Genomic DNA, 20,536 nt, shown 5'->3' on the forward strand with positions numbered 1-20,536 from the left:
CGCAGACGTGGCAGCACCGCCGCCCACTATGTGAGCCCCTGAAGCGGCGGGACCATTTTGACAGGCACCGATCGGCAGTAACGCGCCAGCGTATCCACCCGCCGGGTGGCCCCGTCCGAAAAGCGACACAGCCACGGGGCATGAACGGCAGAGCGAAGTCCATATCGCTCGCGCCGCCGAATGACCTGCCACTTTCCGGTTCGCGTGAGAAACTCATGGGTTAGGTCGGGACGCTGCTCATCGGCAATGAGCTGATAAAGGAAATAGAAGAAAGACAAGGCTCCCTCCGCATAGCTGGTGGCTGCCGGTGCAGCCTGCTTGGCGATGTTTCTCTCCACCGTGAGGATGCAATTTGCAGCACGGCGTACCGTGTCTAGTGTGACGGCTGCACCGATGTCATGAAGAGCGTCCGGGTCATCGTTGAGAGATTGCCGTTCGAGGTTCTCGGCAACGATCTTCAGATGGGTCCGGCGCATTTGCGGCTTATGCCTGTTTGTGATGCTGTCTCCGTGAATACGATAGGCGACCAGGCTTTCATCGATCATGGCCGCCGGAAACTCTCTTGCGATGCGCCTGAAGAGATCGAAATCTTCCGCGTGCACATAGCTGGCGTCATAGACCAGCATGTCCTCAGGAATGAGCTTTCGGTTAAACATCACCGTCGAGTGCAAGAAGATTGTAAAGAACAGCGACAAGATGTGCCAATCCCCGGACTGATAGACCGGATTTGGCTTACCGCGTACGACGCGATTGCCGAGAAGCTGATCGATGCCCGTGCCACTCATCGCGAGCTGGGGCTGCTGCACAAACAGCGCCACCTGGCGTGAAAAGCGGGACGGATAGGAAACATCATCTGCGTCCATCCTGGCGATGAGATCGCCCTCCGCCAAGGAAATGCCCTCATTCAAAGTCGCCACAAGCCCGCGGTTCTCCCGCGAAACGATACGGACGCGCTGGTCGACGTCGCGATACTGTTGAAGAATAGTCAGCGATCGATCGGTCGACCCGTCGTCAAGCGCGATGACTTCAAGGCGCCGGTAGTCCTGGCGCAGAATGCTCTCTAGCGCGGCCGCCACATAAGGTTCGGCGTTGTAGACAGGCAGCACAACGGAGATCAATGGAACAGACATCGTTCAGCTCGCACGTTCGTCGGAAATGCGGCGATAGGCCGAAGTATCATATTCCCGTCCGCCAGCCTCATTTGGCTTCATAGATGAAGGAAGGCTGGCTACGCGTCCGGAGCGGACGTAAGGGAAGTAGCGTTTAAACTGGTTGAGCGGTTTTTCAAAAGCCAGCCACGAAATCGAAGCGACCAGCAAGGTGGCCGTCGTCCCAATCATGAATCGCCAAGGACCCTGTTCAGAAACATTGACCGGGATAAAAGGCTGAGCCTTGACGATCAGCGATAGGACGATTGGATGGAAAAGATAAACGCCGTAGCTTACCCGCCCGACGGCAACAACCGGCGGCAGCTCCAGCAGGCGGCCGAAGGCGCCTCGCAAGCCTGCCGAACAGCATCCAACGAGCATGACGAGCGGGACGAGCGGAGAAACCTCGCTGCCAATCCACGTCAGCCATTCGAGCGCCGGCGTCATCGAGATTGATCTCAGCCAGAGGAAAATGACGGCGGCAGCAGTCAGCGGAGCCCAGCTTAGCCGTATCCATTGTGGCCAAGCCTCGGTGCTGCTTCGATAAACTGCGAGGAGCGCGCCTGCGACAAGCGCATCCATCGACGCGGGAGGAAGAAGGTCACGCGCAAGCGATGGTGTGCCTGTCAGTGGCCAGTAGAAACGATATCCGAGTGAGAATGTGATCACGGCGATGCAAATCGGTGCGATCAACCGGCGTGGTGCGAACAGGATGACCAGCGGCCACACGATGTAGAACTGTTCCTCGATGCTCAGGCTCCAAGTGTGGCACAACACCCATGGCGTCCATTCGTCGCGAAGGGCATACCAGAAATTCGAGAGATAGAGCGCGTGCCATTTGAGGCTGCCTCGAGCACCCTCGAGATTGATGAGCCAAACGAAGCCCAGGATCGCGAAGTAGGGGGGAAATATCCGAAGCGCGCGGCGAATGTAGAACGACTTCAGCGTGTTGCCTGGCTCATATTGGGTTGCCGATCGGGATTCCAGGAGGAGCCGCGTTATCAAAAAGCCGCTGAGCACGAAGAACAGGCGAACGCCGAGATGGCCCAAAACTGAACCTTCGGCTGCCCAAAAATGGTCGTACAGCACCATTGAAACGGCAAAGGTCCTCAGACCATCCAGTTGCCGTTCGCGTGCATAAGACATGGATCCCCCTCAGTCCCGTAGGCCTCTTGTCGCCGGACTCCCCGGGCGGCACCCGCTCAGCCTGCTGCTGCTTACTCCGGTCCCGGATGGGGCGGATCGATGTATCAAAGCGCATTCTAAAAATTCCGGGGAATCGGGCCAAACTGTGACGCTGGACGCTTTTTCGGACTTTAGTCCGATACGGCTGCACAGTATCGACCGCGATTTCGACCGGTTCTGTCCCGCGCGTTTCGGGCGAATAAGCCGGTGACGATCGCCACCTGCAACGCCAATGGTCTCAATGGCCGCCTTGGCATCCTCCTTCGACGGCTGACGGACAACAGCCGCACCTTGAAGCGAATTCCAATATCGCGGGCCGAAGTCCCTAGGCCGTTTTTGGACATGAGCATCGATCACTTTCGTGGCGAATCAGTCCGGCACCAGGCCCGGATTGTCGCGAAGAAGTGCCCGGCCAGAGCCAGTACGCCTCCGCAGCCTGCTGTTCTGTTCGCGTCGATAGAGCCTGCGCACGTTGGCTGATTTCACTCGTCCCGACATCGATGGCGTCGGTTGCTTCAGCAACCGCTCGCAGCGTTTCGGCAAGCTGGGCCGTGGCGCTCTTGAAATCCGCCCGTAGACTGTCGAGTTCCCCAACGAATTCGTATGGTGATTTGGCCGCTCTGGTACGGACACTCGCACCGTCTTTGGCGAGGAGAGACTTCGTCGGCTCCCGAGCAGCTTTTATCACCCCCTCAGTCCGTTAGACATTTCTTATAACGTCCATTAGGGAGAGCTTGCATAGACGTGGTGCGCGGACGTACTATTTGCGTTTCGCGAGCCTGCCCCTGCGCTCAGCCGAGGTAAAGGTCTGGCGAGAGGGAGGTCTGTCATGAGAGTTGCATCGATATTCGCAGCCGGCTTGCTCGGATTATGCGGGATGGCCTCCTTTGCTTGGGCAGAGGGTACGCACACAATGGTCACTCCCGATGATGTCAAGTGGGGGCCGGCCCCCAAAGTGCTTCCTGCCGGAGCAGAAGCGGCGGTCCTGTTCGGCGATCCCACCAAGGAAGGTTTGTTTGCCCTCCGGCTCAAAGTGCCGTCGGGCTATGCGATCGCGCCGCACACACACCCTGCGGATGAAGTGGTCACAGTCGTATCAGGGACTACTAATCTTGGAATGGGCGAAACGGTCGATCGGAAAGCCGCCAAGGCACTGCCTGCAGGCAGTTTCTTCGCGTTGCCGCCCGGCATGGCGCATTTCGTTTACTTCGACGAGGAGACTGTCGTTCAAATTACGACTACTGGCCCATGGGGCATCAAGTATGTCAATCCGGCCGACGATCCTCAAAAGTCACAATAGCCAGCCGCTGCGTTGATGGCCGACTGCCCCGCCGAGGGCGGCGGGGCTAGATGCTTGTTGCCGTCACGGATCTTGCCGACAATCATATGCTCGGACTGGCGTCGAACGACGACACGTCCGCAACCAGACGAGTGCGAAAACCACATCCTCGATGCAGACTACGCTTCAGTCAACATGACCCCTGTGGCTGTTTTGGTCGCGGCATTTCGGTGGCGCGGACTGAGGCGAACCGTTCGGGCAAGTCCCACGCCGAAACACACGCTGGAGGTGCGGTCATGGACCTCCCGTCCCTTCCCGTCGGCGAACCATCTCGGCGATCCAGACCGGCGCGTAGGGTGGCGTGCAGCCAGGTGATGCAGGGTAGTCGATCAGGACGGCGAGCCGCTCGCCAATCCCCATAGCTCGCGGGCGGTGTTCTGGATGATGAATGCCAATCTCGGCAAGGCAATGATTCATGGCCCACTGTTTCTGAGCAGGTGCCTGCTTCATCTCCTTCTCGATCTGGTTGAGCAATGCATCGAGGTCGAGGCCCTCAGGGTTCTTGACGACTCTTTCAGTTGTCAGACTCCAACCGGCGCGACCGACGAGGTCGTCGCCGTCCTTCCAGCCCAGACGGAGTTCCTCGGCGTAGCGACCGGGCTTGACCACATTCACGATAAACCAATCAAGCAGCTTTGGAGCGTGAATTTCGCGGATCATTGCGTTGAGCTGGACCGCGGAGAAGGCCTTCGGCCTGCACACGAGGGTCGCGAGAAGGCGCGCGGCAGTGTCGCGGGTATCCCACAGATGAAGTGCGAGTTCTTGCTGTGTCTTCAGCCGCTTGGCGAGAGAGCGAAGATGGGTAAGGTTCACGCCGTGATCGTCACCACGGCGTTCATTAGCCACGCGCATCTTCGGGTCTTCGAGTGCGGCGAGCTCGCCCATGACATCCTTGATTGTCGTGCCCGGTGACATGATGCTCCCTTCGTCACGTTCCCTTTGCTCGCTTGATCTGTGAGTTGCGCGCCTCTTCGATCAGCAATCTCCGCGTTGCGCGGCCAGCTATTCACGAGTGCGTTCCAGTCTATCGGGACATACATAGGGCAAATGGCCGCAACACATCGAATCAGCCGCCTTTCCTCGCCGAGGAAAAACGGCTCTCTTCTGGCTGGATGCGAATGATTCAGCCGTTTTTCTAGCAACGGGCCTCGTAGGTCCGTCCGTAGCGATCTCGATACACGCAGTAGCCGCGACGTTCGGTGGAGCGGCCAATCAGGGCGCCGGCGACGCCACCAGCGACGGCTCCAACTGCAGCACCTTCAACGCTGTTGCTGACGGCTCCGCCGATGATCGCTCCGGTGCCGGCTCCAATGGCCGTTCCCCTCTCGGTGGCTGTGCAAGATGCCAGGGCGCCAACGAACGCACTGGCAAGAACAATTTTTCTCATCATTTTGAATGTCTCCTTCTCTGCCAACAATTTACTGCTGTGCGGGAGCCGCCGGCGGTGTAGCCGGTGCCGGCGCCGCGCTGTTATCAGCGGGTGCCGTCGGCTTTGCCGGGACAGATGCAGGCTCAGAATTCGTGGTGGATGCCGTGGTCTGCAAATCGGAACCCGGCGTGTCGGTCCACAGCGTGTAAGCAAAGGCGACCACGGCGATCGCGGCGATGGCAGCGATCCAGCCCACCCACGGTTTGGAGCGAGTACGATCCACCGGCGTAGTGCGTACGTCCAGATCACTTAGGCGATTAGGGTCGTGCAGGGGATTGGGATTTTGGATCATCATACATTCTCCGCGTTTTTGACGACAGGGGAAGCATTTCGCGGACTGTTTGTTCCGCAGCGGCGCCCGCTCAAGCGCCCGTATTGGACTTCGGTCCCTGACCGGATCAGACTTTGGTCCGTGAATGACAGGGTCCAAAGCCTCTCGGGCCTTCGGACTGTGGTCCCAGGGCGGGAACGTCATTTGCTGCCCGGCATTGGGGTACGATGACGGAAGATGGTCAATGGAGGTTTGCGATGAAGGACGAGGGATCACGCCGGGGCAAAGCTGGCTGGAGCACGGCGGCCGTCGCACTTGTCATCGCCCTTGCCGGCTTGCTCTATGTCTATGGCGAGCTCCTTTCAGGCGACCGCGGGCAGTTGACGATAAGACTTCGCGATGCCGTGGTCATGGGCGATGGTGGCTAAGGAAAATCGGAAAGCGGATGCGCGACCGCCAAACGGACTGCTGGCGTTAACGGTCATCAGCTCGTAGTCGGATTTTCGATCGATTGGACGATCGAGCCAAGCCCTTGGTTCTGCGCTCTCAAGTTCAACACCGATGTTGCGATGAAAACATTAGTTATCACTAAAACAACTGTCAGACTAAGGTCTTACGTCAGTCCGGCCTATGGTCTGATGTAGGGAACTCCTTCATTGAACCATCGTTTGGTCACTGCGCGGCCGCCAAGACAGCCGCTGAACCAATGGAGGAAACAATGCTCAAGAAGATCCTGGTTTCCACCACAGCGCTCGCCCTTATGTCGGGCGCGGCTTTTGCAGGATCGTCGACGGTCAACGGTGCGGTTGGTGGTGCAGCAACAGGCGCGATCCTCGGCGGCCCGGCTGGTGCCGCGGTCGGTGGTGCAGCAGGCGCCGTCGCCGGCACTCTGCTTGCGCCGCCGCCGCCAAAGGTGGTCACCTACGTCCGCGAGGCACCGGCTCCGTCGGATACCGTCGTGATTGAAGAGAAGGTTGCCGTTGGCCAACCCCTTCCACAGACGGTCGTCGTGACGCCCGTGCCCGAAGACCCGAAATATGCTTACGCTGTGGTCAACGATCAGCGGGTGATCGTGGAGCCTTCTTCCCGGAAGGTCATCCAGATCGTCAACTGACGACAAGGAATGGGTGCGGCCTGCAGCATCCATTCCGTCAAACGCTCAAGTTGATATCGACGCTTAAGGACGCCGCGTTGCGACGCCCGCTGGAAAAGCGCGTCCCAACCCAAAGGAGATAGACATGAACCGCAAGATCCTACCTATCCTGATCGCCTCTCTGGCGCTCGGTACGTCACCGCTTTGTCTGCTTTCCGCATCTGCGCAGGATGCGGCCCCCATACTGCCGAAGAAGGGGGCAACGCAAGGCGATCAACCGCAATCCGGCACCTCGCAGCAGCCGTCAGGCGCAGAAGCGCCAAACGCGGGTTCGGGTCAACAAGCCCCGTCAGGCGGAACGGGCGACACCACAACCGTCAAGCCCGATAGTGGCGGAACGGGAACATCCGGCTCGTCTTCGCAAGGGACGGATCAGCCTGACACCCAGCAGCAAGACACAACGAAACCGGCCGAGGGATCCTCATCAGAGAAGGCGCCTGCATCCGGCAGCGAGAGCGGCAAAAGCACGACGAAGAGCTCCGGCGAGGCAACGTCGCCTGATGGAAAAGCCACATCCGATAAACCGGCAGGCGACGCAGGATCGGGCAATGCCGGCACCACGACCGGCGGCGCCACCACGACCACGCCTAAGTCCTCCGATACCGGCACCACGGGCGGGAACACCTCGTCGGGCACGAAGACGACTGGAGGCGACACGAGTGTCAATATCTCCGTCGAACAGAAGACCGAAATCCAGGAAGCCGTGAAGGAGGTCCAGGTCGAGCCAGTCCGCGAGGCCGACTTCACGGTTTCGGTCGGCACAGCGATCCCGCAGACGGTCCGGCTTGAGCCGCTGCCGCCGCGGATCATCAGGATCGTTCCCCAGTACGAAGGTTACCGCTTCTTCATCTTGGCCGATGGCCGGATCGTCATCGTCGACCCTTCGACATTCGAGATCGTCTATATCATTGCCTGAATTGGCAAGAGGCACACCCGGCGGCAGTGACCGCCGGGCGCCGGCGCCGGGAGCGACTTTGGCAATCCGCCAGAGCTGTATCAGCATGTCGACCCGGCCCTTGAGCAAACAGGCTCTTGTCCCGTTCCACGTGCATCTGGTTGGTAATAGCCCCATACAGCGGCTCGGGTATTTTCGCGCCAGATATCACGCGATTTACTGCCGCGTCATGGCCGCACCTCCGCCGTCGCTTTCAAGTGAGACGTTGTGCTTTCACACCAGATTCCGATCACGTAACTGTTGCCGTCGAGCGGTATGCTCCACAACTTTGCGCGTCCCTTGATCAGGCGGCCCTATTTGGAACCGTGCAGCGTCGAATGGACGTCTGGCGTGGTACGCGAGCCAACGCATTGGCAAACCGCGTCAGGTTTGCCGGAGGCTCCAACTCGTGAGAGATTGGAGCTCGTCAGATTCCGCCGGGAAAATCGCGAAATTGAAGTCGGGTCAATATGCTTTCAACACTTGTTGCCATCGTCGACGACGCCGACATCAGTGAACGGGGATAGACCTAATGGTAACACTTCGAATTGATCCCTTTCCGTCTGCAGATGAGCTCTATGCGCTTTGGTTGGAAGCCTGGGGTAGCCATGAACGAAAAGACTTCTCTGCCATTCTATCTCGGAGCCTCACCCATATAGGGGCTTATGAAAACAGTCAGTTGGTCGGCTTCGTGAACGTGGCGTGGGATGGAGGCATTCACGCATTCATCCTTGACACTTGCGTCCACCCTCGGATGCGAAGGCAGCGGATTGCCACACGTTTGGTAAAGGAAGCGACCAGGGTCGCTCAACATCGAGGAGCACAGTGGCTACATGCGGACTTTGAACCGCATCTGAGCTCCTTCTACCGGGCTTGCGGGTTTAGACCTACTGAAGCAGGCCTCATTAGGCTTAAATGACCAACTCCCCGGCCGGGCGCTAACCTCTCTTTGGCGGCGGTGAGGTCATCGAGGTGAATGATCGGCACGAGTGTTCCATCCAACCGTACCTTTCCGATCTCGCCCTTGTCTTCCAAGTCAAATCCGAGAAACTCGCGGAGCTTTTGGCTGCGATATATCGGCTTGCCCATCCGGTGCGGCGCACGAGATCAGAGCGGGCAGCACTTCAACGAGTTACTGAAGATGCCGCTCGCTCCCGCGCAACGCCTCCTGCGCGCTCACAACAGGTCGTCGATGTCGACGCTTCCGTCGCACCTGAAGATGCCCGCCGGCCTCGTCGCGCAACGGCTCTGCGCGGCAGCGCCAGGACGTGCTTCATCGACCGACGTAGTGCAGTCATTTGCGCTCGTAGCCGCGCATTCCTTGCTGAGATCAGCGGACCTGCGGCCAGTCTATTGAACTAGAGTGCGGTCATGAAGCGCTACTATTGCCCTATTTGCGTGCAGAACCCTAGCCGACCACATTGCCCTGCAAGAGGCCAGGGTCGAGTTTTCGCGAGAACGGGTTGACTTGACCGTTCAACGCCCCACCGCCGAAACGACGCTGGCTATATCTTAAGTTGCAACCGCGCTGACCATCCCGCAACGCTGGCCTCTGGGACAAATCATTGCAGTTGCAATATAGCGCTTTAATGCAAGTGACCCGCAAGCTTGAGGCAAGTCCTGTTCTCCAGCCTGCGCCGGCTTAATGCATCCAGAAAAGGATATCGATTTTTATGAGAATAGGGTCAGACAATTCAATTTATAGCCTCTTTGCGCCGAAGTCCCGTAAAGGTCCATCGGTGGCAGACGAGAAGATCGACATGACGCCTACGCAGCCGCCAAGGGCTCCACCGGTCCGAACTGATGAGCAACTTGTTGCCGAGTTTTACGCTCGGCTGACCAAACAGCAACTTGACTGGGCGGATGCGGACAATGACGACAGGGTTACCAAGGACGAGTATATGGACGGTCAAGTGCGCTTGGCACAATTGAACGGAAGGCCGCTCGACGCAACGTCCTTCGAAAGCCATTGGACGACGATCGACCCGACTGGCAAGGGATGGGTCGACGAAGCCGAACTTCGCAAAGGACTTGAAAAGATGCTCCCCGTCAGGGTTGGGCATCTGGACGCAAACTACGCCGAACGCCTACGGACAAAGCAAGCATGAGATCGCGCCGAGCACGCAACTAGGCGCTGTAGACCTGAATTGCAGTGGCTGACGAACCATTTCGTGAGGTTTGTGAGCAAAGCCGCTCAAAACGTTAAAGAGATCTACGTCGTAGACGTTGGACCATCATAGACTTCTGCGACGGTCGGCCCCCAAGACGCCGGCCGCTTTATGACCTGCCAGTAGCGCGAGCAGGCAATACCGATAGCGAGCATAGCGGCCCACAGCGATAGCGTCATCTCGACCACTTGGAGATTGAGAATTGGCGGCAACGAGCGGCACGGGAGCTGGATACCATCGCCGGGTACACGCTTGATTATGGGATCGTGCAACAGGAATTGGCTGTGAGCGCCCGAAAACCTAGCGACGCTACGTTTCTACAACGGGGACGGATTCCCTCTGGTGGACCGCGTAGGGGCCAAGCGCAGCAGGAACCGATCCTGCTGCGCTTGGCATGGAGCCGCCACCTATCGACCACACGCTGCCATTTCGATGGATGGCTGATCACTTGGATCGGCAACATCCAGCACCAGCCGCGATCCGTGCCTGACGCGCCGCCGCAGTATATTGCCCCTATCGGTGTTAGATCGGAGCGCAGAAGCGGCCCAAAGTGACCGCACCCGATTGCGGGACAAGCCAAACTCGGATGCAATCAGCTTGTCGACGCGAATGCTTGCCAGCATCGGCACGACCATGTTGATTTCCACCGAAGACCAAACCGGCGTCCCGCTGAGGACGACCTTCCGCACCTCCACATCATCGAATTCGTCGATACGTTGGGTCTTTCGTCTCAGCGCGACTAGGTCGAACGCTTGGGCGCTGATCCAGGTCGGATCGTTGCCTTGGAGGGCCTGCAGCGTTTTGGCATCAATATCGCCGATATTGCGGCGCTCAAAAATTGGCCGGTTCCAGGTCTTGCTGCATGCTGGGCACCCGTAGATCAGCCAGGCATCGAGCTTTTTGCCATTGGCATTCAGCCTCGCCTTGCCGCTGCATTCAAACGGTCTCGGGGCAGAGCATCCATTGCAGTCGAGCCACGGCTGTGGCGGAATTTGGGGAATAATGGTCCATTCAACTTTAAGAACATTGCTCATGTCGTCTTGGTCTTCCTGAAGGAAGCTCATCAAGACGGTGGCGAGATCAGCCCATGGCGGGCACGGCATGGCGATGTTTCGGGCGACGGAAGAGCTGAGACAGCTGAAGCTGGCGCATGGCACATTTCAACAATGCCAAACCGGTCTCAGACCACCACCCGATGAACGTGATCACAGTCAGGATGAGCGCGAAGCTATCCTGCCCATGAGGGTGAAACGGATTGAGACCGGTGTTTACGACGGCAAAGTAGAACCTCAATGTGCCCAAGCTCTTCGCCTCAAGCCATACCAAATGAAACTGCACTTTAAAAGTGAGAGGGTTACAATACCCGCAATCACTCGCGCCTCAGCCAGTCGGTTGCTGGCGGATCAGGTTTGTACTCCTGCGAAAAAGCAGGGCCGTCTCCAATGTAAAGACGGCTGCTGCTTGGCGGACGGGGCATCCGCGATCGTTTGCATTGCACAGGCTCCGTTTCCGTTTGCTATGGCGCCATCGGGTCAAGCGTCGATATGACGGAGGTTTCCCGAATACGCCTGCGCTCCGCAATCACCAGCATGTCAAGAAAAGCCCTGACCTTGGCCGGCCGAAACCGGGCAGGTGGAAACACGGCATGAATGCCGCCTTGCGGCAGCGCCCATTCAGGAAATAGCCGAACGATCTTTCCAGCCCGCATATCCGCCGCCACCATATAGTCGGGAAAGACCGAGACGCCGATGCCGGCCAGCACGCAAGCGTAAGCGGCCGGCGTCTTGTCCGTCGTAACGATAGGGCGTGTTTCGACTGTCACGGCTTCCCTTTGCCCGCGGGAAAATGTCCAGCGAAGGGCATTTTTCAGGGCGCCATTGGCAATCCACGGAAGACTGGCCGCGTCTGCCGCAGCAAGGTCAGCCGGGATGCGGGCGGCAACCGACGGCGTCGCGGCAAGAACCTGCTCGAACGTCCCGAGCCGGCGCGCCTGATGACTGGAATCCGACAGCCACCCCACCCGAATGGAGAGATCGATCCGCTCGGCGACGAGATCGTTGACGCTGTCGTCAAAGATCGCATCGACGCGCATCTGCGGGTGGGCCTGAAGATAGTCCGCGATCGTGGGCGCCACGACGGCCGCTCCGTAGTCGAGCGGAGCCGTCAGCGTCAGCGTTCCGGAAGGCTCCGCGCTACGAAGCGACATTTCCCCATAGGCGGATTCCGCCTGCCGCAGAATGAGCACGCAGCGCTCATAAAAAAGACTGCCCTCTTCCGTTGCATGTAGGCGGCGGGTCGTGCGCGTCAGCAGCGTCACGCCCAGTTCCTCCTCCAGTCGCGCAATCTGGTGGCTGACGACCGCCTTGGCGACGCCGAGACGGTCCGCAGCGGCCGTAAAGGAGCCAGCCTCGATCACGGCGGTGAAAAAGATAAGCCGGTTGAGATTAAAGTGGTCTCCCATAATTTGTCTCAATAGATCATACAGTCTGTACGATTGAACGATATTTATTGCCGCATCAAGACCTGAAATACAGAAGGAAGAGCGATTCAACCTCAGGAGACATGCCATGATCACCCGCCGCGAAACCCTCAAGATGGCCGCCGCTGCCGGCTTTGCGACGGCCCTTCCCCTGACCTTTGCCCAAGCGGACGGTGGCGGCGCCCTTGCGTGGACGTTCTTTCAGGCCAGCGAAACAGGCTTTCGCCGCACGCCGGTGCTGCTGACGGGCGACAAGGATGCGATCCTGATCGACGGTGGTTTCACCCTTCCCGATGGGAAAACCGTCGCGGATGCGATCAAGGCAACGGGTAAGCGTCTGACCACGATCTATGTGAGCTGCAACGATCCGGACTACTATTTCGGCCTGCGCCCGATCGTTGATGCATTTCCCGAGGCGAAAGTCATTGCAAAGCCCGTCACCGTCGAGGCGATCAAGGCCAATGTCGAGGCTAAGCTCGGGGTCTGGGGACCGCAGTTGAAGGAAAACGGTCCGCAGACATTGGCGGACGTGGTGATCCCGCAAGCTTCGGACGCCGCATCGCTCGATCTGGAAGGCAATGCGATCGAGATCGTCGAGGTTGCCGGCATGCATGACCGGCGCTACCTTTTCGTACCCGTGCTCGAGGCGGTATTCGGCGGTGTTCTGGTCGATTCTGGCAACCACGTATGGATTGCGGATACGGCAACCGCCGAACTGCGCGCAGCCTGGATCAAGGCGCTCGACGGCATCGCCGCCCGCGCGCCGAAGATCGTCGTTCCGGGCCACCAGGTCGAGGGCGCGGCCCAGGGTCTTGGGGCCGTCGCGTTTACCCGCGCCTATCTCATCGCTTTCGAGGAAGAAGTGAGCCGGACCAAGGACAGTTCCGAACTGGTCGCGGCGATGATAAAGCGCTACCCGGACCTTGCCGACGTCTCCTCGCTGGAGCTGGGTGCGAAGGTCGCAAAAGGCGAATTGAAGTGGGGCTGAAGTGCGGCAACACTCGAGCCTCATCCGGAAAAGGTAGCCTCTCTGTCCTGCGCGGAGCCGTTAAGGCCGATGTCCCGGACAAGGACGGTCTCTAGCGTCGATATTCGCCAATACCGCTTCGTCCGAAGCGAGGGCTCCCGCGTCACGCTCGACGGCGCTTCCGCCAGGCAGACGTTTCGTGCCAAAGGCCGGATGATTCATGGATGGTCGGTCGGTTGCGACTGGCGAATGCGGATCCGGGACCGTCTTGCGCTCCTGATCTCCAATCCCACCAGATGAGCGGAGAAAAAAGCCCCGTGGCTAAGACGGGGCAAGATCAAGCTCGTCTTCTGATAGGATCGCGGCAGCTGTTGACGAGGAAAGGAAGCGTTCGCACCGCGGTCTAGCACAACAACGAAATGCGTCGCCCGATGTTCCAAAAAGACCGTCGAAAACGAGGCTCATCTGATGAAATCGGCCGGCAACTTCAAAGCTGAAGACACTCGGAGAGGTCCTGAATGTTGGCTCAAACCCAGACGCCGGACCGTTTCGCCTGCCGACCGAGATTGCGCGCAGCATGACCATCGCAGCGCAATTTTTTTGATGGAACGTTTCCAATTTTCCTGTCGTTTACGGTTAGGCTTCAGGAGGAGCCCAGCCATGACCCCAGCCATGAACATCGAAGCGAGAAACCCCCCTCTTATGTATTGGAGCGCACCGGTGAATGTCAGAGTGGGAAACGGTTTGAGCGAAGCGATTTTTGGCCCAGAAACCGCACTCGACTATCTTGAGCATCGATGGCCAACGAGAAATGGCCCGCATTATTTCAACGCGCTGCGTATCTGCAGGGCGGCGGTCGACAGAAGGGAACCGCCCGATTTTGCTCGCGACGCATTTATCGCTGCCGGCATTGAAGCGGGCATGTTGGCCTAGTTCGACCCCAAGCCGAGCGGATTCGAGCATCCATCTGAGGCTCCAGAATTGCTCACCTGTCGCCGCGGTTGCGTTCAGAACCGAAACGGCGGCAAACGCAATGAGCATCATGGTATGGAACAATGAGGCGGTCATTCCACCAAAGCCGAAAACGACCTAGCGAGCGGTCGATGTTTTCCGGTTTTCAGTGTCTGCTCAGCGATTGCGCAAGTTGCAAATGCTTCTGCAGCACCGGCAACATTTTCTTTGCAAATTCCGGGACCGGCCTGCCACCCTCGCCGGCCTTTTCCTTGAATTCCGCAATATCCTTCTCGAGGTTCGAGATCATATAGTCCACGAACGCCTGGTCAAACTCAGGCCCGCTTTTGCTCTGCAGCTTTTCAACCGCGCTTTGCGCCTCGACGGTGATAGTGGTGGTTATCTTCACCTCAAGATCGCTGGCGAGAGCCGTGGCCTCGTCCTTGGCTTTACGGTGGTCGTCAACCAGCGCCCGTCCTAGCGAGCGCACATCCTCGCTTCCGCCCTTTTGGGTAGCGAGTTCCCCGAGCGTGATTTCTGAATTGTCGCCCTTCATCGCGTCGCTCAGAAATTCCTTGTCGCTCTTGGCCATTCCAGCAGAGGCCAGTGCAAGGGTCATCGCTATCGTCATAGCGGCAAATATCAATATAGATCGCATGACTGTACCTCGCAATTTCATAGCGCGACACCAAAAACTTAAAACCCTATCGGAGGAGGTGTTGTTCCGCTCTGTCTACACTATTATCGAGAACAGACGCCTGCCCCGGCAGTGACGTCGCCGTGCGGGTGGCCGAAACGACTTTCACGCAGCAACCTACCGTTGTCGCCCAGATCTGCCTTGGCGCAATATCAAACCGCAAAATGGCTTCAGGTTGGCGAACACATTTGGTGCTCGATGGCTTGTTCCCGCATTCGAAGATGAACGCCATCATTTCCAAGCATGAGCCTCTGCCCGGATGGCGTCAAAAAGAACTTCCAAATTTCGTCATTGAGAGGCTGTCAGCGCGCTTGTCCTGAACGCTGACAGCCTTCATCAATTCTGTCTGCTCATTCAACTAGGAAGAGCACCGGACTTCTTTGCGACGAAGGTGGCGACAACGTCCATCAGGGTCGGCGACAGGCAGTCGTATGGCTCCAGTCCAAGCTCCCGCAAGCGGGCGCGTATGCCGTCCATTCGGCTAGGATCAACGCCCGATTCGATGATCGAGGAGACAAAAGCCGCGAATTCAGGCGGAGCCCAGCCGGATTCTTGAAAACGCTCGGGGTGAACGAAGTCCAGCCCTTGGAACGCATGTTCTCGCTCTACCGGCCCATACATGTGCACGCCGCATTGCTTGCAGGCGTGACGCTGGATCAGCGCGCTTGCATCGACCACCTGCAACTTGTCGCCGTTCTCGAGCACGGTCACCTTGTCATGTGGGACAACCGCAACGACGGAGAAATAGGTGCCTTTGGGCTTCCAGCATTTGGTGCAGCCGCAAACGTGGTTATGGGCGACCTGTCCTTCGATCCTTACCTTGACCGGCCGGTCCGTGCAGGCACAAACAAGCGTGCCGCCGGTAAAGCCGGGATTGGCGGGCTTCAAACCGCCATCGACCGCCGGATGAATTTGAACTGCGCTTTCCATTGCATGTTCCTCCCCTGTTGCGCCGAAGCCCGTCCGGGTCTCCGGACAGTGGCTAACCTCGGCTTTGATGCGAGCGCTCGGCTGACGCGCTCAGTAGATGACAACACTCCTGATGCTTTCGCCGGAATGCATGAGCTCGAAGCCCTTGTTGATGTCTTCGAGCGGCATTGTGTGGGTGATCATCGGATCGATCTGGATTTTGCCTTCCATGTACCAGTCGACGATCTTCGGCACGTCGGTGCGGCCGCGCGCGCCGCCGAAGGCGGTGCCCATCCAGCTGCGGCCGGTGACCAGCTGGAAGGGCCGCGTCGAAATCTCCTGGCCGGCGCCGGCAACGCCGATGACCACCGACTTGCCCCAGCCGCGGTGGCTGGCTTCCAGCGCCTGGCGCATCACCTTGGTATTGCCGGTGCAGTCGAAGGTGTAGTCGGCGCCGCCGATCTGGTCGGCGCCGCGCTTTGTCATGTTGACGAGATAGGGCACGATATCGTCGCCGACCTCCTTCGGATTGACGAAATGCGTCATGCCGAAGCGCTCGCCCCATTCCTTCTTGCCGTTATTCAAATCGACGCCGATGATCATGTCGGCACCGGCAAGCTTCAGCCCCTGGATGACGTTGAGGCCGATGCCGCCGAGACCGAAGACGATGGCCGTTGCACCGATCTCCACCTTGGCGGTGTTGATGACGGCGCCGATGCCGGTGGTCACGCCGCAGCCGATGTAGCAGATCTTGTCAAAGGGGGCGTCCGGATTGACCTTGGCAACGGCAATCTCCGGCAGCACCGTGTAATTGGCAAAGGTCGAGCAGCCCATGTAGTGATGGATCTTGTCCTTGCCGATCGAAAAGCGCGACGTGCCGTCGGGCATCAGGCCCTGGCCCTGGGTCGAACGGATTGCGGTGCAGAGATTGGTCTTGCGCGACAGGCAGGACGGGCATTCACGGCATTCCGGCGTATAGAGCGGGATGACGTGGTCGCCCTTCTTGACCGAAGTGACGCCCGGGCCGACATCGACGACGATGCCCGCACCCTCGTGGCCGAGGATTGCCGGAAACAGGCCCTCCGGATCGGCGCCTGACAGCGTGAAATCATCGGTGTGGCAGATGCCCGTCGCCTTGACCTCGACCAGCACCTCGCCGGCGCGGGGCCCCTCCAGATTGACCTCCTTGATCTCCAGCGGTTTTCCTGCTCCAACGGCAATGGCAGCTCGGGTTTTCATCTCTTTATTCCCCTTTAACGATCATTCCCTCATCGAACTCGCTCGTGAGGATATGCCTTCGGCAAGCGGCGGCACTTCTTCTTCCAACCATCGGCAATCAACGGATCGAGATGACTAACGTATGCCGCTGCTCAAGCGTCCGAACATCATTGCGTGATCCTCTGATCGTGCTCATCAAGCAACGGCACGCCATACTCGAGAAGCAGCTTGTTGATCTCGGCCTGGTTATCCTTGATGAACGTGTTGAGTGTGCGTTTCCATTGCTGGTCCGAAGGGCGGACGCCCATGGTGATTCGATAGGCCATGCGCTCGCCGCCCTTCTCTTTGATCAACGGTACGATCGCCAGATCGGCAGCCGACTTGCGGGCGTAGTAACCCGCCATCGGTCCCCAGATCACGGCAGCGTCGATCATACCTTCTTGCATGTCCCGTATCATGACCTCCGCCATCGACGGCGTTATGCGTGTGTCGACCATGAGCGGATAGACCTTGGCCTTGCGCATGAGTTTTGCCGCCGCCATGTTCGCCGACGGCGGCGTCCCCTCGACCACGCCAATCCTCATGCCGGCAAGCTTCTGGTCGGTCAGCGTTTCCACGCCCCTAAGATCGCCATCCTTCTTGTAAAGTAACACGTAAGAAGAGCGATAATAGGCATTGGTATTCTGGACGAGTTCGTCCCCCTGCGGGTATCCCATGATGATATCGCACCGGTTGGCGCTGAGCGTATTGCGCACAAAACCGGGAATCGATGGAAACCACGTATAGGCGACGGAGCGACGTCCTGTGCCAGTGGCGACCAGCTTGGCAAGTTTATCCTCGAATCCTTCGCCGCTTTGGTCGGAAAAAGGCATGTTGGACGGGTCGGCGCAGACTCGCAGGATATCGGGGTCGACCAGTTCGCCAGCAGCCCCGAGCCCGGCGTTCTGCGCATGCACAGGCAACGAGGCCAACGCGGCAACGGCCGTGATAACGAGGGCCGCCTTATACCTTGCCTGGATACCACGCGCCATGTCATCCACCCATACAAGAGGCTTCGTGGTCCTTCGCCGCTTGCGGCTTGTCTGCCTTCTTGGGCGGGCGACCGCGTGGCGCGTCGCCGACGGCTCGGGCACGCAGATAGACGTAGATGTCGTCAAGGTAGCAATAGACGTTCTTGTTTTCGCCGAACGCCGGCATGACGTTTTCCTTACCGCCGCCGACATTCTTTCGACCTTCAGCGACGATCGACAGGAACGTTCCGTAGTCCATGCCTTTCATGCTGTTGATCAATGGGGGCGCATAGCTCGAGCCGACGCCGTCCGGCCCATGGCAGACATGGCAGTCGGAATGATAGCGCCGATATCCGCTGAAGGTGTACCAGTCGACCGTGCCGTCTTGCTCGATCTTGAATGTCGGAGTGCCTTCCGCATCGAGATATTTGCCATCCTCGTCATTCACGGCCGCGGCCTTTTCCTTGGTGTCTTGCGCGTGGGCATGATCAGAAATCGTCAGCGGGAGAAGGATCATTGCGAAGGCCGAAATTGCGTTGCGAAAAAACATCCGTATCTCTTTTTCGTTTCGCCACGGACACCAGTTTGCTGTCGCGATGCGGCGTTGACAGTGCGTTGTGATTGCGCGGCGAGTTCGAGCCCGGTCGGTACCGGTGGCCGGGCTCTCATTCTCAGGTCTTTCGTCTCGGACAAGACCTCGGCGGTGGTATAGGCTTCCCGAAACTCAGTCCGGAAGACCGAAGACAGTGAGCTGACCGCCCAGCGTCGTGTAGTCGGAAAGAGCGGTATACGCGCCGACGGCGCCCAGGCCCGCGGTCGCGATGCTAGTGGGTGCGTCACCCTGTGCGCGTCCCTGATCGTGCGCGGCGTGCCAAGCTGCAGCACCCTCAGCCATGTTAAGTCCGCCGGCCAGACCGATGCCCGCCCAGCCACCGACACCCGACAGGACGGCGATGTATTGTTTGCCCTTATGTTCGAAGGTGTTGAGATTGCCGATGATGCCCGACGGCGTTTTGAACTTGTAGAGTTCCTTGCCTTCGTTATCGATTGCCTTGACGTAGCCTTCCAGCGTGCCGTAGAAGACGACGTCGCCGTCGGTCGCGAGTGCGCCGGACCACACCGAGAACTTCTCCGGCTTGGACCAGACGATCTCACCCTTGGCCGCGTCCCAGGCGATGAAGTTGCCCAATCCGCCGTGGCTGCCGGGGGCCCCATACATCGACACGGTAGAGCCTACATACGTCTGCCCGGCGGTGTACTTCACTCTGAATGGCTCATAGTCCATGCAGACGTGGTTGGTCGGCACGTAGAACAGCTTGGTCTTCGGCGAATAGGTTGCCGGCTGCTGGTCTTTCGTGCCCAACGCGGTCGGGCAGATGCCGGTCGTATTGACGTCCTCGCCGTTCTGCTGCGGGGAGTATTTCGCGACGACCTGCGGACGGCCATACTCTTTGCTTTTGGGATCCATGTTCACTTCGGTCGCCCAATTGACCACCGGATCGTATTTCTTGGCGACTAGCAGTTCGCCCGTGGCGCGATCCAGCGTATAGGCGAAGCCGTTGCGGTCGAAATGCACCAGCACATCGCGCGGCTGGCCACCAATCTCCATCGCGTCGACCAGGATGTTCTCGTTGACGCCGTCATAATCCCACTCGTCATGCGGGGTCATCTGATAGAGCCACTTTGCCACACCCGTATCGGCATCGCGGGCCATGAGCGTCATCGACCAGCGGTTGTCGCCGGGACGCTGGACCGGGTTCCAGGTCCCTGGATTGCCGGTGCCGTAGTAGATCAGGTTCAGCTTCGGGTCATATGAGTACCACCCCCAGGTGGTGCCGCCACCGGTCTTCCACTCCTCGCCTTCCCAGGTGTTGATGCCTGTGTCAGGTCCTACCGGCTTGCCGAGATGCGTCGTCTTCTCGGGATCGATCAGCATCTCCGCATCGGGTCCGGTCGAATAGGCGCGCCATGCAAGCGAGCCGTCCTTCAGGTTGTAGGCCGAGATGTGGCCGCGAACGCCGAGCTCTGCGCCCGAAATGCCGATCATCACCTTGTCCTTGACGACCATCGGAGCCGACGTGCCGGATTCACCCCTGCTGCCGTCGGTCGCGGCATTCTTGACCGACCAAGCGACCTTGCCGGTCTTGGCGTCGAGCGCCACGACTGTCGTATCGGCCTGGTGGAGGATGATCTTGCCGTCGCCATAGGCGACGCCGCGATTGACGGTGTCGCAACACATGATCGCGATGACGTTCGGATCCTGCTTGGGTTCATATTTCCAGAGGATCTTGCCGTCGTTGTTAAGATCGAGGGCGTAGACGATGTTCGGGAACGGCGTGTGGACGTACATCACGTCGCCGATCACCAGCGGTCCGCCCTCATGACCACGCAGGACGCCGGTCGAGAAGGTCCACTTGACCTGCAGGTCCTTCACATTCTCCTTCGTGATCTGGTTGAGCTTGGAATAACGCTGGTTGGCATAATCGCCCGTCTGCATTGCCCAATTCTTCGGGTCGGACGCAAGTTTCATCAGCTCGTCATTGGCCAACGCATTTCCAGCAGCGGCCGCGGTCAGAAGTCCAGCGGCGGCCAGCGGTAGGTATATGCTTTTTTTGAGTGTGCGCATGCGAAGTCCTCCCGATGTTGTTTTTCACCCGAGGCTCGTCATTACAACCTCA

21 protein-coding genes are annotated in these 20,536 nt (G+C 58.8%); 8 read left to right on the forward strand and 13 right to left on the reverse strand.

Going from position 1 to position 20,536, the window contains the following annotated elements; translation table 11 throughout:
* Positions 1-26: 26 nt before the first annotated feature.
* Both ACZ9BX_RS34375 and ACZ9BX_RS34380 read right to left on the reverse strand, forming a co-directional pair.
* On the reverse strand, positions 27-1,130 hold the full coding sequence (locus ACZ9BX_RS34375; RefSeq protein WP_476222839.1) for a glycosyltransferase family 2 protein: 1,104 nt from the start codon (positions 1,128-1,130) through the stop codon (positions 27-29).
* Between the two features lie 3 nt (positions 1,131-1,133).
* Positions 1,134-2,294 (reverse strand): acyltransferase family protein, encoded by a 1,161-nt coding sequence (locus ACZ9BX_RS34380; protein WP_476222840.1) that lies wholly within the window; start codon positions 2,292-2,294, stop codon positions 1,134-1,136.
* Between the two features lie 868 nt (positions 2,295-3,162).
* On the opposite strand from ACZ9BX_RS34380, the gene ACZ9BX_RS34385 reads away from it, so the two are divergent.
* Positions 3,163-3,633, forward strand: a complete 471-nt coding sequence (locus ACZ9BX_RS34385; RefSeq protein WP_476222841.1) for a cupin domain-containing protein — start codon at positions 3,163-3,165, stop codon at positions 3,631-3,633.
* Positions 3,634-3,906: 273 nt separating this feature from the next.
* On the opposite strand, the gene ACZ9BX_RS34390 is transcribed toward ACZ9BX_RS34385, so the two are convergent.
* The 3 genes from ACZ9BX_RS34390 to ACZ9BX_RS34400 form a co-directional block, all read right to left on the reverse strand.
* Positions 3,907-4,557, reverse strand: a complete 651-nt coding sequence (locus tag ACZ9BX_RS34390) for a DNA alkylation repair protein (protein ID WP_476222842.1) — start codon at positions 4,555-4,557, stop codon at positions 3,907-3,909.
* Between the two features lie 250 nt (positions 4,558-4,807).
* Positions 4,808-5,062 (reverse strand): glycine zipper domain-containing protein, encoded by a 255-nt coding sequence (locus tag ACZ9BX_RS34395; RefSeq protein WP_027512577.1) that lies wholly within the window; start codon positions 5,060-5,062, stop codon positions 4,808-4,810.
* A gap of 28 nt (positions 5,063-5,090) precedes the next feature.
* Positions 5,091-5,393 carry a hypothetical protein gene (locus ACZ9BX_RS34400; RefSeq protein ID WP_476223123.1) on the reverse strand — a complete coding sequence of 101 codons (303 nt, stop codon included), beginning with the start codon at positions 5,391-5,393 and terminating at the stop codon, positions 5,091-5,093.
* A gap of 236 nt (positions 5,394-5,629) precedes the next feature.
* On the opposite strand from ACZ9BX_RS34400, the gene ACZ9BX_RS34405 reads away from it, so the two are divergent.
* From ACZ9BX_RS34405 to ACZ9BX_RS34425, 5 genes are all read left to right on the forward strand, one after another.
* Positions 5,630-5,800, forward strand: a complete 171-nt coding sequence (locus tag ACZ9BX_RS34405) for a hypothetical protein (RefSeq protein ID WP_476222843.1) — start codon at positions 5,630-5,632, stop codon at positions 5,798-5,800.
* A 290-nt stretch (positions 5,801-6,090) separates the two neighbouring features.
* Positions 6,091-6,486, forward strand: a complete 396-nt coding sequence (locus ACZ9BX_RS34410; protein WP_476222844.1) for a DUF1236 domain-containing protein — start codon at positions 6,091-6,093, stop codon at positions 6,484-6,486.
* 124 nt (positions 6,487-6,610) lie between these two features.
* Positions 6,611-7,441, forward strand: coding sequence for a DUF1236 domain-containing protein (locus ACZ9BX_RS34415; protein ID WP_476222845.1), 831 nt, complete (start codon positions 6,611-6,613; stop codon positions 7,439-7,441).
* Between the two features lie 550 nt (positions 7,442-7,991).
* Positions 7,992-8,378, forward strand: coding sequence for a GNAT family N-acetyltransferase (locus tag ACZ9BX_RS34420; RefSeq protein ID WP_476222846.1), 387 nt, complete (start codon positions 7,992-7,994; stop codon positions 8,376-8,378).
* Between the two features lie 841 nt (positions 8,379-9,219).
* On the forward strand, positions 9,220-9,567 hold the full coding sequence (locus tag ACZ9BX_RS34425) for an EF-hand domain-containing protein (protein WP_476222847.1): 348 nt from the start codon (positions 9,220-9,222) through the stop codon (positions 9,565-9,567).
* 467 nt (positions 9,568-10,034) lie between these two features.
* On the opposite strand, the gene ACZ9BX_RS34430 is transcribed toward ACZ9BX_RS34425, so the two are convergent.
* On the reverse strand, positions 10,035-10,661 hold the full coding sequence (locus ACZ9BX_RS34430) for a DUF1062 domain-containing protein (RefSeq protein ID WP_476222848.1): 627 nt from the start codon (positions 10,659-10,661) through the stop codon (positions 10,035-10,037).
* 482 nt (positions 10,662-11,143) lie between these two features.
* On the reverse strand, positions 11,144-12,088 hold the full coding sequence (locus tag ACZ9BX_RS34435) for a LysR family transcriptional regulator (protein WP_476222849.1): 945 nt from the start codon (positions 12,086-12,088) through the stop codon (positions 11,144-11,146).
* A gap of 106 nt (positions 12,089-12,194) precedes the next feature.
* Between ACZ9BX_RS34435 and ACZ9BX_RS34440 the strand changes: the two genes are divergently transcribed.
* Together ACZ9BX_RS34440 and ACZ9BX_RS34445 are read left to right on the forward strand one after the other, a co-directional pair.
* Positions 12,195-13,094: an MBL fold metallo-hydrolase gene (locus ACZ9BX_RS34440; protein WP_476222850.1), complete on the forward strand. Its 900-nt coding sequence runs from the start codon at positions 12,195-12,197 to the stop codon at positions 13,092-13,094.
* A gap of 639 nt (positions 13,095-13,733) precedes the next feature.
* Positions 13,734-14,006 carry a DUF982 domain-containing protein gene (locus ACZ9BX_RS34445; protein ID WP_476222851.1) on the forward strand — a complete coding sequence of 91 codons (273 nt, stop codon included), beginning with the start codon at positions 13,734-13,736 and terminating at the stop codon, positions 14,004-14,006.
* Positions 14,007-14,190: 184 nt separating this feature from the next.
* Here the strand turns inward: ACZ9BX_RS34445 and ACZ9BX_RS34450 are convergent, their stop codons facing one another.
* The 6 genes from ACZ9BX_RS34450 to ACZ9BX_RS34475 all read right to left on the reverse strand — a co-directional run bounded on the left by ACZ9BX_RS34450 (position 14,191) and on the right by ACZ9BX_RS34475 (position 20,484).
* The gene (locus ACZ9BX_RS34450; RefSeq protein ID WP_476222852.1) at positions 14,191-14,616 is read right to left on the reverse strand and encodes a DUF4142 domain-containing protein; all 426 of its coding nucleotides are present in this window, start codon (positions 14,614-14,616) and stop codon (positions 14,191-14,193) included.
* A gap of 459 nt (positions 14,617-15,075) precedes the next feature.
* Positions 15,076-15,651, reverse strand: coding sequence for an S-(hydroxymethyl)glutathione synthase (gfa, locus tag ACZ9BX_RS34455; RefSeq protein WP_027512563.1), 576 nt, complete (start codon positions 15,649-15,651; stop codon positions 15,076-15,078).
* Positions 15,652-15,741: 90 nt separating this feature from the next.
* On the reverse strand, positions 15,742-16,869 hold the full coding sequence (locus ACZ9BX_RS34460; protein WP_476222853.1) for an S-(hydroxymethyl)glutathione dehydrogenase/class III alcohol dehydrogenase: 1,128 nt from the start codon (positions 16,867-16,869) through the stop codon (positions 15,742-15,744).
* Positions 16,870-17,015: 146 nt separating this feature from the next.
* Positions 17,016-17,879, reverse strand: coding sequence for a quinoprotein dehydrogenase-associated putative ABC transporter substrate-binding protein (locus ACZ9BX_RS34465; RefSeq protein WP_132567191.1), 864 nt, complete (start codon positions 17,877-17,879; stop codon positions 17,016-17,018).
* Position 17,880: 1 nt separating this feature from the next.
* Entirely contained in the window at positions 17,881-18,408 is a 528-nt protein-coding gene (locus ACZ9BX_RS34470) for a c-type cytochrome, methanol metabolism-related (RefSeq protein ID WP_132567193.1), read from the reverse strand.
* Positions 18,409-18,582: 174 nt separating this feature from the next.
* Positions 18,583-20,484 (reverse strand): methanol/ethanol family PQQ-dependent dehydrogenase, encoded by a 1,902-nt coding sequence (locus tag ACZ9BX_RS34475; protein WP_476222854.1) that lies wholly within the window; start codon positions 20,482-20,484, stop codon positions 18,583-18,585.
* Positions 20,485-20,536 lie beyond the last annotated feature (52 nt).

Source organism: Rhizobium sp. USDA 3886 (assembly GCF_056279785.1).